A 14027-nucleotide genomic window follows, 5' to 3' on the forward strand; every position below is an offset into this window, starting at 1 on the left:
TCAATAGCTAGTCATTGACCTTAGTAGCTTGTTCTAAAGCTTGTTTAAAGAGGTCACCCAATAAATTAACATCATCAACACGGGCATAATTCAAGCGGGTCACAAAAGCAATATGTCGATGCGGTCCTGCTTCTGCTAACGGAATCGCTACTGCGTTTTGGTTCTGCAAGTGCAGCTGATTGAGCGCCATCTCAGGTACTAAAGTTGTGCCCATATTGGCCAATGCCATTTGGATTAAAGTGTTTAAGCTGGCATCAGAAAAGCTCGATTTCATCTGCTCACGGTCAAAATGACAGACTGATAGCGTCTGGTCTGTTAGACAGTGCCCTTCACCCAGCAACATCAGATTAGCAGTCGCTAGCTCATCAGAGTTAATAGTTTTTAGCGTGGCATGGACATCGTCTTGCGGGAATACCGCAAAGAAGTCTTCCGCCCAAAACTCAAAGCTATGTAGACCATCTACTGCATAAGGTAGCGCAATAATAGCCGTATCAATATGACCGTAACGTACCTGTTCGAGCAGACGCTCGGTTTGTTGCTCAACGATGGTCATACGAAATTCTGGATAATGCTGTCTGAGTGCTGGCAGTACTTTAGGGAGCAGATAGGGCGCGATAGTGGGAATAATACCGACCGTCATTGGGTAGGCAAGCGGCGTTTGATGGCTCTGAGCACGGGTTGTCAAATCATTAATTTCGGAAAATACGCGCTGGGCACGAGTTAGAATATCTTGTCCAATCGGGGTGATAAGTACTTGCTTGTTATTACGCTCAAAAATTTGGGTATCCAGCTGTTTCTCAAGTTCCGCAATACCTAAACTGAGCGCTGATTGGGAGATATTACAGTCTTCGGCAGCACGTTTAAAATGACGATGTTTAGCAACGGCTAAGGCAAATTCGAGTTGACGTAAAGTAATCATAATAGCTCTCTTATTATAAGGTTTTGGCAGAATTTGATAGTTTTTATTTGTTGATTTTTAATAATTTTTATTGACACTTTATCGGTACTTTATTAAATTTTTAGTCACATATTACCGCGCTGCGTATCAATAGTTAAGATGACTTACCTCTGGTAATATATTCACTTATGGCTGATAGATTAGTTTAACAAGATTAATAAAACAAAACATCAAATTAGAATCTTTTAATTGGATTAACCATAGAATTCACGTATAGTTTGCAATGTAGTCTGATTCAGCGTGAGCCGCTTAGATAAAATAACCCGTAAGCTGATCAGATAAATCGTCCAATCCACTCATAATAAAGGAGCCACTCATGGCGTCTATTATCAATCAAGAAATCCCAGAATTCTCAGCACAAGCTTTCGTTAACGGCGAATTCAAAACCATCACCTCTGATGACGTCAAAGGCAGCTGGGCAATCTTTCTATTTTATCCAGCCGACTTTACCTTTGTTTGCCCAACTGAGTTGGAAGACATGGCTGCTCATTATGAAGAGCTTAAAGGCCTAGGCGTAGAAGTCTATTCAGTGTCTACTGACACGCATTTCACTCATAAAGCATGGCACGATTCTTCAGACGCTATTGGTAAAGTACAGTATCCAATGATTGGTGATCCTACTGGTAAAATCACTCGTGGCTTTAATGTCATGATTGAAGAAGCGGGTCTTGCAGAGCGCGGTACTTTCTTAATCGATCCTGATGGTTTGGTTCAAGTTGCTGAGATTCATGCTGGTGGTATTGGCCGTAGTGCAAAAGATATGGTTCGTAAAACAAAAGCGGCACAATATGTACGTGATAACGATGGCGAAGTTTGCCCAGCAGCATGGGAAGCCGGTCAAGCCACTCTAAAACCAAGTCTTGATCTTGTTGGTAAAATTTAGGTTGGCAAAATCTAAGCAGCTGCTTGTTATATAAAGTCAGTAATTAGATGCGTTAAGGTTAAAAAAGACCCCATCAGCGATAGTTGATGGGGTCTTTTTATATGCAGGTTTATAAGTTTTTATAGTTTTTATTTATATTGTGGCTGTGTATTATGCACTGTTTTTGACTTTATTTTTATCAATGGTTTTATAGATTTCATCTTTGAGGTGCAGTTTTCGCCGCTTCATTTTTTCAATTTCTTCATCACGACTGGCGTGTGTCACCAAATCTTTCTCAAGCTGATTAATTTGCTGATCGAGCTGAGTATGCTCATCAAAAATAGTCGCAAAGTGGCTGTCTTTCTGTTTGAGTTCAGCAATAATCTCTCTGTTATCTTGCCATGTGTCAGTCTTTCTCATGTTGTCATCCTTGTTATTTAGCGCAAGCTTAAAGTAAGTAATTAAGCACTAGCGCGTGGGAGTTAAGACGGTTTATGATTACGAGACCTGTTTGTTGTAAGGCTTAGTATCGGAAAAAGTATAACTAAAAAATATTACTAATCGTACCTCACGAACTTATTTTTTACTAGAAAAATAGGCTGTCAAACCTATAGCTCTCTCTCGATTGTAGCGAAATATTTATACTGATACCATGTCTATTATTTGCTATTAGGTTTAAAATACTAATAAATTATTGAAATATGATTTGTTTTATAAAACGTTGAATTTGAATTTCTGAGCTTGCCCAAAGTACCATAACCTCCGATAATAGGGCTATCAAAGGTTATGAGCTGAACCTGATCAACACTCTAAGTTTACCAGCTTCATTATCTTAATCACTTTTACACTTGCAGCCTGAGTTCAAATATAGCGCTGACGTTACATATTCAATAAAAATGAGGAACACTTATGATAGACCAAGGCTTATTAGATGCAGTAAAGAGCTACAGTGAAAACATGACTCGCCCAATTAGCTTTATATTAGGGGTAGGTGAGCATAGCAAGCGTGCAGAATTGATAGATTTTTTGACTAGCATTGCCGGCACGACTGATAAGATTAATTTTGACGTTGATACAAATGATGCCAGCTTACCAAGCCCAATTAGCTTTGCTGTGCGTAGCCATGTTGATGGGAAGTTGACGGATACGGGCATCGTGTTCAGCGGTATTCCTGGTGGTCACGAGTTTACCTCGCTCATCTTGGCGATTTTGCAAGCTGGCGGTCATACTTTAAAACTTGATGAAGGCATCCAAAAACTGGTCAAGCGTTTTAATAAACCCTTAAAGTTCCAAACTTACGTGTCATTATCTTGCCACAGTTGCCCAGAAGTGGTGCAAGCGCTCAATCAATTTGCATTATTAAATGATGATATCAGCAATGAGATGATTGACGGTGCATTATTCCAAGAACAAGTAGATGCCAACAATATCCAAGGCGTACCTGCGGTATTCTTGAATGGCAAACCGTTTGCCAATGGTCTAATAGACACCGCTAAACTGATTGGAAAATTGCAGGAGCAGTTTCCTGACTTATTGAGCGAAGGCAGTGCAGACGACGCTGAGCAGTTAGAGCAGCAAGATGTGACTATTATCGGTGCAGGTCCTGCTGGCATTGCAGCGGCTATTTACACCGCTCGTAAAGGCTTGAAAGTAACGATGGTTGCTGATCGAATCGGTGGTCAAGTAAAAGATACGCAAGATATCGAAAACTTGATTTCTGTGCCTTTAACGACAGGTACTGAGCTATCAACCAACTTTGAAAAACATTTGCACGAATATAATATCACTTTAAAACAGCATGTTAGTGTTAAAGAGATTGGCGAAACTGAAGAAGAGAACTATAGCATCCATCTGAATACTGGTGAGATATTTGAAACTCGTAGCATTATTTTAGCGACAGGTGCTCAATGGCGTAAACTGGGTGTTCCAGGTGAAGAAGAAAATATTGGTAAAGGCGTCGCTTACTGCGCCCATTGCGACGGTCCTTTCTTTAAAGGTAAAGACGTCTCTGTCGTCGGCGGTGGTAACTCAGGTATCGAAGCTGCAATTGATTTGGCTGGTATCGTAAAAAACGTCACTGTATTCGAGTTTGCTGATGAGCTAAAAGCAGATCAAGTATTGATCAATAAAGCCAAAGAAAAAGCCAACATCAATATTATTACGAGTGCTGCGACCAAAGAAATCAAAGCGACTGATAATAAAGTAAGCTCTATCGTCTATGAAGACCGTCATTCAGGTGAGACCAAAGAAATTGATTTATCCGCTGTATTTGTACAAATTGGTTTGATACCGAACACTGGATTCGTCAAAGGTTTTATTGATATGAACCGTTTCGGTGAGATTGAAATTGATGAGCGCTGCCGTACGGATCGCAAAGGCATCTTTGCTTGTGGTGACGTGACCACTGTTCCCTTTAAGCAGATTAATATTGCGATGGGTGAGGGCAGCAAAGCAGCATTGTCAGCGTTTGAATACTTAGTGATGCAGTAAAGATTAAGCCGAGTTTCTGTCAGCTTAAACAAAAAAGCCCAAATAAAAATCCCGATGCGAAGGCGTCGGGATTTTTTTGTTTACTGGTTAGCTTAAACTTTAAGCTAAAATGATATTATTAGTCATCAAGCAAATCCATGCGCTTCGCAGCTTCATAAATACCTGTTGAGCGATTACCAGTACGGCAGAATATCAATACGGGTTGCTGAGCTTGATTAAAGAAGTCTGCAAATTCTTCTACGTGATTTTGGTTTAACTCATTACCCGCAAAAGACACTTCTTTATAAGCAAGACCTGCTTTTTTAGCAGCAGCAGCAATTTCAGCACTGGTCGGTTGTCCGGCTTCTTCACCATCAGGACGGTTATTGATGATGGTTTTAAAACCGTTTTCGGCAAGCATTGGGATTTGATCAGGGGTGATTTGACCGGTAATGCTAATTTCATGGCTCATAGGAGCTCCTTTTTTATTATCAATATAAAGAGTTAGGTACTAAGATATAGCGACTTAAATCTAGCGGTTTAGATATACGAGCTAAGCCTAGGCCGATTGGGTCTATTTTTAAAGGTAAGGTATGTAAGTATTAGAGTAAGCCTTGCATTAGGGCACTTTGGTATAATAATTTGGCCCGTGCGCCGGTGCCGCAAAACATTAATATTGGCTTAGGTACTGCATGATAAAATTCTGCAAACTGTTCAACAGTCGTCATGCTCAGGCGCTCATCGTCGAATGGAAGATGATGATAAGCTAAGTTTACCTGCTTGGTTGCTACTGCCAAATCGTCGCTGCTAGGCTGCGTTTCTGCTTCAGAATCTGGGCGAATATTGATTACAGAGCGGTAGCCAAGCTTAGCTATCTTGCTACATTGGATAGGATAAATTTGCTTATAAATCGTTAGATTGTCGGTCATAGATAATGTCTGATGCTTTCGTTAGAGAAATTAAGAGGGATAAGTTGTACTGGCATAGTCAAAAGTATGACTTATTATGACTACCCTGTAGCACAACAACAACCTATCATAACGGTATTTTATGGCAGACAGCAAGTATCAATTTAGAATATAAGACCTGCATTAATTAAACTCTAATTAACACTCTATTAAATGCCCTTTAAAGCATCCACCGCATCTATGGTACTTAGATAAACCTGCCCTGTTAACTCATTCATCAATGGTGTCTCTCCGATAATATCCATGACAGGGCCTTTAATAAAGCTAAAGTGTAAGTGCTTGTTTTTGATAGCCAGCTCTTTATTTAGGGTGCTTAGCATCTCTTGTGCAGTCAAATCAATATGATTGACAGCTGCCATGATGAGAATGATTTCGTGCGCTTCGGGATACTGCTGCGTGGCTTGTAAGACGCGGCGATGGACCGCTTCACTATTGCCAAAAAATAAGCTTTCATCAATACGTATTATCAATAGATTGTGATAAGTGATTACGTCATGGCGATTGATATTACGAAAGTGTCCGCTATCTGCAAGTTGTCCAACGATGGCAACATGCGGCTGGCTAGACTGCCAGATAAGGCTAGCAAAGGATACCATGAGGCCAATGATTAAGCCGGTATTTAGCCCAAATACTAATACGCCGATAAAAGCGGCTATAAAGCTAGCAGCATCCAAGCGATCGCGCTGCCATGCTGACTTTAAGGTCGTAACATCAATCAGTCCAATGATAGCCGCCATGATAGTTGCACCCAAAATAGCATAAGGTAGGGGTGCAAGCGCATTGCCAAATGCTATCAAGGCAATCACCATCACTAGTACGGTCACAAGGCTGGCAAGTGGCGTCTTTGCGCCAGAATCGACATTGATGGCGGTACGTGAAAAGCCACCAGCGATAGGAAAGCTTTGAAATAAGCCACCTGCAAGGTTAGCAAGACCTAGTCCTGTTAGCTCACGGTTGGCATCGAAGGTTTCACCACGCAGGCGTGCGTAAGCGCTAGCGACTGAGCTGCTTGAAACAAAAGCAATAAGCGCCATTAGACCCGCGGTAGGTAGCAAGTTTAGCGCTTCACGAAAGTCTGGTAAATAGGGTAGCGTAAATGTTGGCAATCCTTGCGGAATACTGCCGATAGTCGCGACCCCCTTCGTCGTCCAATGCAAGCTCATACTCAGGATGATAGCAATGCCAAGGAGTATGAGTGGAAATAGTCTTTCTGCCCATTTAGCATAAGTGGGTGATAGCCAAGACTGCCATACCCATTGCTTGCCGTAGCGGTTCATCACCATCAGCGTAAAGGCGCTTACACCGATAAGTAAGGTAAGTGGATGTAATTGACGAGCATACATCAGCATGCTGGATAAATAACCGACTAAGCCATTACCAGCGATAGGTATACCAGTCAGATACTTAAGCTGACTGATAAAGATGAGCACCGCCGCACCGCTGACGAAGCCCGCCGACACGCCGCGACTGATAAATTGCATAATCCAGCCCAGCTTTAGCTGTCCTGCAAGCCACAATAGTGCACCGACCATTAACGCAAGCAGACCCGCCATTAGCACATACTGCTCAGCACCTTGATCCGCATAAGGGTGCAAGGCGCTGGCAGTCATAATAGCAGTAACGGCAGCGGGTCCAACCGCTTGAACATTACTCGAGCCAATCCATGCATACACAATAACCGGAACAATTGCTGCATACAGCCCATAAACGGGCGGCAGACCTGCTAGCACCGCGTAGCCCAAGCTTTGTGGGATGACCAACACACCTACCACTAACCCCGCGACCACATCGGTTGGCAGTATAGAAAATTGGTATTGTCGCAGCCAACGAGGAATCAGACGAGCAGCAATCGTAGCCATATTAATTTATCATTATATTAAATAAATACCACACTATCTTACCATCATATTAAAAAATACGACCAATCCAGCATTAAGTAGTTTTTCCACAAAAGCGTTGATATAACAGCTGTAGTACGGCTAAGGCATCGTCACTGGCGATACTATAATAAATCTGTTTGCCCTCACGGCGGGTGGTCACCAGCTCATCTTTACGTAAGATACCCAGCTGCTGCGATAGACTTGGTTGTCCGACACCCACTAAGCTCTCAAGCTCGCCAACGCAGTACTCGCCTTGCGTCAGCTGACACAGTAATAACAAGCGATCAGGATGTGATAACGATTTTAATAGCTGGCTGGCTTGCATCGATGCTTGTTGCATTTGCGCAGCAAGATCGCTTGGAATAAGCTCACTAGGGGCAAAGCCAGTTGGAGCAACATCAGTAACGTCTAATTCTTGGGTCAAAGTTCTCAGGAGAATCTCCTTATCTGAAACAGAGCCAGGGGTTACGGTGGTTTTAGGCTTATTAATTACGGTCATTTTAACATCCAATGTCATGATAAACGGTGACTATATGCCACCTGCTTGCTCATAAAAATATTTAAAATTATAAAGTGGTTTAATATACAGAAGGTAATGAATTATTAATGATATTGCTGATTATATCAAGTTATCTTCATTTACATTATATAAATTGATAAAGTGTTTGGTTGCTGCTATATTAATATCAGTAACAAGTATTAATCTATTCTAAAAATAAAGTTAACAGTGAGGTAGCCATGCAAGTTCATTCCTTCTTACATAGCGACACAGAGACTTATACCCATGTACTAGCGGACGTTCAGCAGCAGTTATGCGCAGTAATCGATCCAGTGCTAGACTTTGACCCTAAATCAGGAAGAACTAGCACGGCTGATATTGATGAAGTGATTGCGTTTGTACGCGGTCAAAACTGGCAGCTGGTTTATATTATTGAGACTCATGCCCACGCTGACCATCTCTCAGGTGCTATTCACCTACAAGAGACGTTGGGCGGGGAGCTGGTGATGGGACGCCACATAACCCAAGTACAAAAAATATTTAAGCAAATTTTTAACTTTGATACCAGCTTTCGTACCGATGCCAGCCAGTTTGATATTCTAACCGATGAAGGCGATAGCTTAGCGCTGGGTGCAATTACTATTACAGCGATGCATGTACCGGGACATACACCCGCTGATATGGCTTATATTGCCACAGACGATGAAAAAACCGTCGTTTTTGTTGGGGATACGATGTTTGCACCCGATGTCGGCACAGCGCGTTGTGACTTTCCTGGCGGCGATGCTAAGACATTATACCAATCAATCAAAAGACTATTGGCACTTAATGACGATACGGTTATGTATTTATGTCATGACTATCCGAGCCAAGGTCGCAAGCATTGTCCTACTACCACCGTTGCCGCGCAGAAATTAGGCAATATTCATGTTAAAAATGGCATTAATGAAGCCGAGTTTGTAGAGATGCGTGAGCGCCGTGATGCCACTCTAGACATGCCACGGCTGATTATACCCTCAGTACAAGTCAATATTGATGCCGGCAATTTACCGGAACCAGAAGCCAATGGCACAAGATATCTAAAAGTACCAATTAATGTGCTGGGTCAGTAGCTGCCTAACGAAGAAGTGTTAATAAAATAAGTATTAAGTTTTAATAAGAAAATAAGTAGCTATTTATAAGCTAGTCATTTCTAAGAGAATAAGTAACAGTCTGCAATAAAGCGTAAGCAGCTACGATATTAAGTAAGTACAGAACGAACATGATTCGTTGTTATGCTAGTCTAAGCGTTAACGTCATGACTGGCTCAAATCTATGACCTTTGTTTATAACAATTTTTTTATATCTTTTAAGGAGTCAGTCATGAAAATTAATATTGGCAGTACCGAGCGCATGATTCGTATTATTGCAGGTATTGTTATTATCGGTATTGGCGTTTACTATCAAAGCTGGTGGGGTGTGATTGGTTTGGTACCATTATTAACGGGACTATTTCGTTTTTGCCCACTGTACGCGATGTTGGGTATGAATACCGGTAAAAGCTAGCATGCAATGAATAACTGTTAAAGGTATTACCAAAATAGAGACGAGTAGAATAGGAGTTATAATATGAGTGAACAGGACTTGCATATCGTTTGCACCGACTGTCAAGCGACCAACCGTGTGCCTACCGCCAAGTTGGATAGTGCACCCAATTGTGGTAAATGTGGCGAGCCGTTATTGACGGCAAACCCGCATGAGTTAACGGCGCAGACTATAAATAAAGTCATTCAAAAAAATGATATCTTAACGATCGTAGATTTTTGGGCGAGTTGGTGCCAGCCTTGTTTGATGATGGCACCGCAATTTAAGGCAGCGGCCAGTCAGCTACCAAAAGTGGTATTCGCTAAGGTACAGACGGATAAGTATGAGCAAGCGTCTGCGCCTTATAATATCCGTAGCTTACCGACGATGGTGGCATTTAGGAATGGCAAGGAAGTTGCTCGTCAGTCAGGGGCATTGCCTACGGTTCAAATTGTGCAATGGGTACAGAGCTTGCAGTCGTAAGGTTTATTCCATTATAAGTTTATTGTTTTAAGCGTAAAAAAGCCAATACACTATTTTAAGTATTGGCTTTTTTTTGAGTCGTTTTTATAGGTATATATTGTGGCAATAAAAATTTCGTTAGAGCGTTTACGCAATCTTATTCACCGTAAATTTTTACGCCATTGGCAAAGCTGCAACGCTGAATACGCGCTGATTGGATAATGGCGTCACGCTCCCCGTAAAGACGTGATAACTTAGCATCACGTGCTTTGTTATCGTTACTTTTACCTACGCCAAAGCTAATATTAGGGGAGATGCCCCAGCGTCCAGCGGACACCCCAACCCCTACGCCTGAGGCAGATAGGGATGATTGTTGCTTACGAGTGCCGTCAACATAGCGATTGACACGCATATATTCTTGGCTAAGTGCTTGGCAATCGTAGCCTTGATAAGCGCTTGGTGCGACATATTGCGGTGCGATATTGCCAGTTGAAGCGCAGCCTGTTAGACCAAAAATGCCGGCTGTTGCGAGCAATGTCGCTGCAGTAAGAGTTTTCATAGTGGCTCCATAGGGCTAAAGTATTGTTTTAATATAGCAAAATAAATCTAGGATAAGTTTAAAACGTACTTAAAACCAATTTAAAATAAGTTTTCAGGTTTCACATACGCCAATATGACAATACCGACATAAGCAACGGCAGCGATAAGAATACCAACTTTGCTCTGGGTAGGAGTAGCGCGAGGATTGAAGGCCTTGATACTCGCACTAATAGCGGCCACAAATAAGACCATCTTAGCAATAACCCATTGTACCGGTGCATTAACCTGTAATAGCTGAAACAGCATCCATGCGCCTGAGAGTAACACCAAGGCATAGACAATATGGTTGGATATTTTAATCACGCGCGGTGTCTGCTTATTAGCGCTTAAAACCAAATAGCTTTGGTACAAAAACAGACCAATGACCACGACTGCCATCAGCATATGTAGATGTTTCATTAAACGTTATTCCTTTTACCGTTATAGCTTATAAGATTAAAGAGAAGATTAATAATAAAAATGATAACTAGCTTGCATTTTGTCCGGCACAGTTTGGACTGTCAGGGCTTTGACCTTGCCACTCGTCTGGCGTATAAGCATGAATGGCAAGTGCATGGACATTACCGCCTTGTGACGTTAGTAAATCTGCTACCAAATCATAAATCAATTGATGGCGTGCGACCAAACGCTTGCCAATAAAGGCATCGCTTACAATGGTCAGCTTAAAGTGACTTTCTTTACCTTCAAAATAACCAGCATGGTTCATGGACTCATTAATCAATTCGATATGCTGAGGCTGTAAGGTTTGTACTACCTCTTTAATGGCAGTAGCGGTAGGAGCAGATCTAGGGGAAGTATTATTAGGGGCAGAAGAGGTGCTCATAGCGTTCCTTTATCGAGTGATGGCAAGCAATGTATGAATGAGTTATCAAGCCATTATAGCAGACGCTGATATGAGCGTAGTGGGCTTATCATTTAAGCACAAAAAAGCAGAGCGCAATATATCGTTTGCGCTCTGCTTTGTTTTAGCACTTATGATATATCAAAAATGCTTAACGGCGTGCTTTTTGATATAGCGGTGTCACCTTAGGCATCAAAGATTGCAGTTGAGCAATGCGGTTGCTGCTCGTTGGGTGAGTACTTAAAAATTGTGGTGGCTCGCCTTGGCTGGCACGTTGCATTTTTTGCCATAAGCTAATGGCTGCTTGTGGATTGTAGCCGGCACGTGCCATTAACTCTAGACCAATTTGATCCGCTTCGCTTTCTTGGGTACGACTGTGAGGACGGCTCAGACCAAAGTCACCCGCTAAATTAGCTAATTGTGCCTGATTTTGAGAAAGGCCAAAGACGCTAGCAGCAACACCGATACCGGTTTGGGTTGCGTATTCACGTGATAGACGTTCGCGTGAGTGCTCACGCAACGCGTGCGCCATCTCGTGACCCATAATTGCTGCAATCTCATCGTCCGTTAAGGTCAAGCGATCAATAATACCGGTATAAAACATAATTTTCCCACCCGGCATTACAAACGCATTCAGCTCATTAGACTTAATAGTATGCACTTCCCAGTTCCATTTTGCTGCATCAGGACGATAGACGCCCACTTGACCCACCAAACGATCGGCAATACCTTTTAAGCGATTGAGTTGTGCTTTATTGGTATCTAATACCCCTTTCTTGCGCGCTTCTTGGATGCTTTTATTATAACTTTGTGCTGAGAGCTCTAGAACTTGCTCACTTGAGACTAATAGTAACTGCTGACGGTCAACGCCAACCGCGCCAGTACTCGTCGTGGTACTACAACCAGTTAGAGTGAGGGCTGATAATGATGCCGCCATCACTGTGGTAGTCAATAATTTCTTCATAATAAACATCCTCGCTGTAAAATATAAAGTTGAACAAAAAGTAGGGAAAACCTAGGTTTACTATTAGATAATACCAATAGAGATATTACTGAATATAAACTCATAAATAGAGCTTAATGGACTATTGAATCATTAAACAAAGATAAATGCTTAAATTTAGGATGCTAACATCAAGAATGTTAGACTCTAGAGAGCTCATTTGATAATAAGGTTTTATCTAAAGGCAGGGATTAAATTGGAGTCAGTATAATAATGATACGCAAATAATACCAGTGCAGTAAAAGTAACAATATAACGCGTCATTGTAAGTAAACTTGTTACGTGTCGATGATGTGTAACTAAAAGTAAATATAGTTGATGAGTATAAACGGTGCTGAACTAAGGTGACATGCCCTTTAATAAAAAAATATTGTAATAATTGACATCATGAAAATAGCTATAAAATCAATAATATGCAAGTAACATATCGATAATTCTTATAGTTCCTTCTTCCAATCCTAACAGTAAAGTTAAAAAATAGATTGACAGCGTCACAATATTTGATAGAATAGCCAGCCTATCGAGACAACGTTGTTATTAGTTCTCTACGATAGATTAAGCGGGAATAGCTCAGTGGTAGAGCATAACCTTGCCAAGGTTGGGGTCGAGAGTTCGAATCTCTTTTCCCGCTCCAAATATGGCTTGAAAAAGCACTAAAGCTTCACTTCATTGTGAGGCTTTTTTTATGTCTGAACGTTTTTGGCTCTATGCTAATAAATAATAAGTAATAACTAAACAACTTAAAGTCTACTTAAGTTAGTAGTCGCAGCTAAGCACAATTAACTTAGCGTCAGTTGTTGCAAATAATAATTACAAAAAAGTCATGAAGGTAGCACAGTATACTGCGATGAGACGCCCATACTAGTGAGGCTTTCAAATATTAAGCACATACATATATAAGTTTGCAGACAAAAATGGTATTTATAAATATTGTATTGGTTGAGGTGATATAGCGTCCAATGTCACAAGCTATAGTGATTGACTATAATTATAAAACCAACATTGATAACTATCATATTTGGTCTGCAGATTTAATAATAAATAACTATAAGAGGTACTAAGATGCAAGAATTTAAACATAAAGAATTTAACGAGTTATTCGATTTATCTGGCAAAACAGCCATCGTTACTGGCGGTGCTAATGGTATCGGTAAAGCAACGGCGCTACGTTTAGCACAAGCTGGCGCTAATATTGCGATTGCTGATTTAAAACTGGATGATGCCAAAGCAGCTATCAAAGATATCGAAGCATTAGGCGTTAAAGGTCTCGCAGTAGAATGTAATATTCTAAAAGACGATGACTTAGTCGCCATGGTTGATAAAGTGATGTCAGAATTTGGCAGTATTAATATTTTGATTAATAACGCTGGTGGCGGTGGCGGTGGTCGTGAAAACCCCTCTAAGATATCTGTTGATGATATCCGTCGCGATTTTGAATTAAACGTCTTTAGTGGCTGGCGTCTCAGCCAATTATGTGTACCACACATGAAAGAGTCAGGCTACGGCTCTATCGTGTTTACCACATCAATGTCGAGTGTCAATAAAGATCCAAACATGAGCGGTTATGCAGGCTCAAAAGCAGCAGTCAATCATATGGTCGCGAATTTAGCCCATGACTTTGGTCCTGAAGTGCGTATTAATGCGGTTGGTCCAGGTGCCACTCGTACTGACGCGCTAAAAACAGTGTTAACCCCAGAGATTGAAAAGAGTATGCTTGCTCATACGCCTATCCATCGTTTGGGTGAAGCGGATGATATCGCTGGTGCTATGCTGTATTTTGCATCTCCGATTTCTCAGTGGGTAAGTGGTCAGACTATCTTTGTGAATGGTGGCGGCGTACAAACGCTTGACCAGTAAATATTAGATAAATATATAATTGCTTAATTTTAAGTAAATAGTCTTTTCTTAAATGATGTTTTAGC

General features: G+C 41.3%; 16 protein-coding genes and 1 tRNA gene. 7 read left to right on the forward strand and 10 right to left on the reverse strand.

Annotation, left to right across the window (positions count from 1 at the left end; all coding sequences use genetic code 11):
- Nucleotides 1-7 precede the first annotated feature (7 nt).
- A complete protein-coding gene (locus ES754_RS09715; protein ID WP_147224000.1) occupies nt 8-919 on the reverse strand; it encodes a hydrogen peroxide-inducible genes activator in 912 nt (303 codons plus the stop codon).
- A gap of 355 nt (nt 920-1274) precedes the next feature.
- On the opposite strand from ES754_RS09715, the gene ahpC reads away from it, so the two are divergent.
- Nucleotides 1275-1841: an alkyl hydroperoxide reductase subunit C gene (gene ahpC, locus ES754_RS09720; protein ID WP_147224001.1), complete on the forward strand. Its 567-nt coding sequence runs from the start codon at nt 1275-1277 to the stop codon at nt 1839-1841.
- Nucleotides 1842-1991: 150 nt separating this feature from the next.
- On the opposite strand, the gene ES754_RS09725 is transcribed toward ahpC, so the two are convergent.
- A complete protein-coding gene (locus ES754_RS09725) occupies nt 1992-2240 on the reverse strand; it encodes an HP1242/YdcH family protein (RefSeq protein WP_147224002.1) in 249 nt (82 codons plus the stop codon).
- 489 nt (nt 2241-2729) lie between these two features.
- Here ES754_RS09725 and ahpF point away from each other — a divergent pair, with 489 nt between their 5' ends.
- Nucleotides 2730-4310, forward strand: coding sequence for an alkyl hydroperoxide reductase subunit F (ahpF, locus tag ES754_RS09730; RefSeq protein WP_147224003.1), 1581 nt, complete (start codon nt 2730-2732; stop codon nt 4308-4310).
- A 118-nt stretch (nt 4311-4428) separates the two neighbouring features.
- On the opposite strand, the gene ES754_RS09735 is transcribed toward ahpF, so the two are convergent.
- From ES754_RS09735 to ES754_RS12510, 4 genes are all read right to left on the reverse strand, one after another.
- Nucleotides 4429-4761, reverse strand: a complete 333-nt coding sequence (locus ES754_RS09735; RefSeq protein ID WP_147224004.1) for a protein tyrosine phosphatase family protein — start codon at nt 4759-4761, stop codon at nt 4429-4431.
- Between the two features lie 130 nt (nt 4762-4891).
- The gene (locus ES754_RS09740; protein WP_147224005.1) at nt 4892-5218 is read right to left on the reverse strand and encodes a protein tyrosine phosphatase family protein; all 327 of its coding nucleotides are present in this window, start codon (nt 5216-5218) and stop codon (nt 4892-4894) included.
- 188 nt (nt 5219-5406) lie between these two features.
- Entirely contained in the window at nt 5407-7116 is a 1710-nt protein-coding gene (locus ES754_RS09745; protein WP_147224006.1) for a SulP family inorganic anion transporter, read from the reverse strand.
- 73 nt (nt 7117-7189) lie between these two features.
- On the reverse strand, nt 7190-7636 hold the full coding sequence (locus tag ES754_RS12510; protein ID WP_420825332.1) for an ArsR/SmtB family transcription factor: 447 nt from the start codon (nt 7634-7636) through the stop codon (nt 7190-7192).
- 239 nt (nt 7637-7875) lie between these two features.
- Between ES754_RS12510 and ES754_RS09755 the strand changes: the two genes are divergently transcribed.
- The 3 genes from ES754_RS09755 to trxC all read left to right on the forward strand — a co-directional run bounded on the left by ES754_RS09755 (nt 7876) and on the right by trxC (nt 9682).
- The gene (locus tag ES754_RS09755; protein ID WP_147224007.1) at nt 7876-8748 is read left to right on the forward strand and encodes an MBL fold metallo-hydrolase; all 873 of its coding nucleotides are present in this window, start codon (nt 7876-7878) and stop codon (nt 8746-8748) included.
- 250 nt (nt 8749-8998) lie between these two features.
- Nucleotides 8999-9181: a YgaP family membrane protein gene (locus ES754_RS09760; protein WP_147224008.1), complete on the forward strand. Its 183-nt coding sequence runs from the start codon at nt 8999-9001 to the stop codon at nt 9179-9181.
- Between the two features lie 63 nt (nt 9182-9244).
- Complete coding sequence (gene trxC / locus ES754_RS09765; RefSeq protein WP_147224009.1) at nt 9245-9682, forward strand: thioredoxin TrxC; 438 nt, start codon at nt 9245-9247, stop codon at nt 9680-9682.
- Between the two features lie 136 nt (nt 9683-9818).
- On the opposite strand, the gene ES754_RS09770 is transcribed toward trxC, so the two are convergent.
- The 4 genes from ES754_RS09770 to ES754_RS09785 form a co-directional block, all read right to left on the reverse strand.
- Nucleotides 9819-10220: a hypothetical protein gene (locus tag ES754_RS09770; protein ID WP_147224010.1), complete on the reverse strand. Its 402-nt coding sequence runs from the start codon at nt 10218-10220 to the stop codon at nt 9819-9821.
- Nucleotides 10221-10300: 80 nt separating this feature from the next.
- A complete protein-coding gene (locus ES754_RS09775; protein ID WP_147224011.1) occupies nt 10301-10660 on the reverse strand; it encodes a SirB2 family protein in 360 nt (119 codons plus the stop codon).
- A gap of 67 nt (nt 10661-10727) precedes the next feature.
- Nucleotides 10728-11084 carry a BolA family protein gene (locus tag ES754_RS09780; RefSeq protein WP_147224012.1) on the reverse strand — a complete coding sequence of 119 codons (357 nt, stop codon included), beginning with the start codon at nt 11082-11084 and terminating at the stop codon, nt 10728-10730.
- 169 nt (nt 11085-11253) lie between these two features.
- A complete protein-coding gene (locus ES754_RS09785) occupies nt 11254-12066 on the reverse strand; it encodes a M48 family metallopeptidase (RefSeq protein ID WP_147224013.1) in 813 nt (270 codons plus the stop codon).
- Nucleotides 12067-12664: 598 nt separating this feature from the next.
- Between ES754_RS09785 and ES754_RS09790 the strand changes: the two genes are divergently transcribed.
- Both ES754_RS09790 and ES754_RS09795 read left to right on the forward strand, forming a co-directional pair.
- Nucleotides 12665-12739, forward strand: a tRNA-Gly gene (locus ES754_RS09790).
- A 428-nt stretch (nt 12740-13167) separates the two neighbouring features.
- On the forward strand, nt 13168-13962 hold the full coding sequence (locus ES754_RS09795; RefSeq protein WP_147224014.1) for a glucose 1-dehydrogenase: 795 nt from the start codon (nt 13168-13170) through the stop codon (nt 13960-13962).
- Nucleotides 13963-14027 lie beyond the last annotated feature (65 nt).

The sequence above is a fragment of the Psychrobacter frigidicola genome, assembly GCF_007997305.1.
GTDB classification, from domain to species: Bacteria; Pseudomonadota; Gammaproteobacteria; order Pseudomonadales; family Moraxellaceae; genus Psychrobacter; species Psychrobacter frigidicola.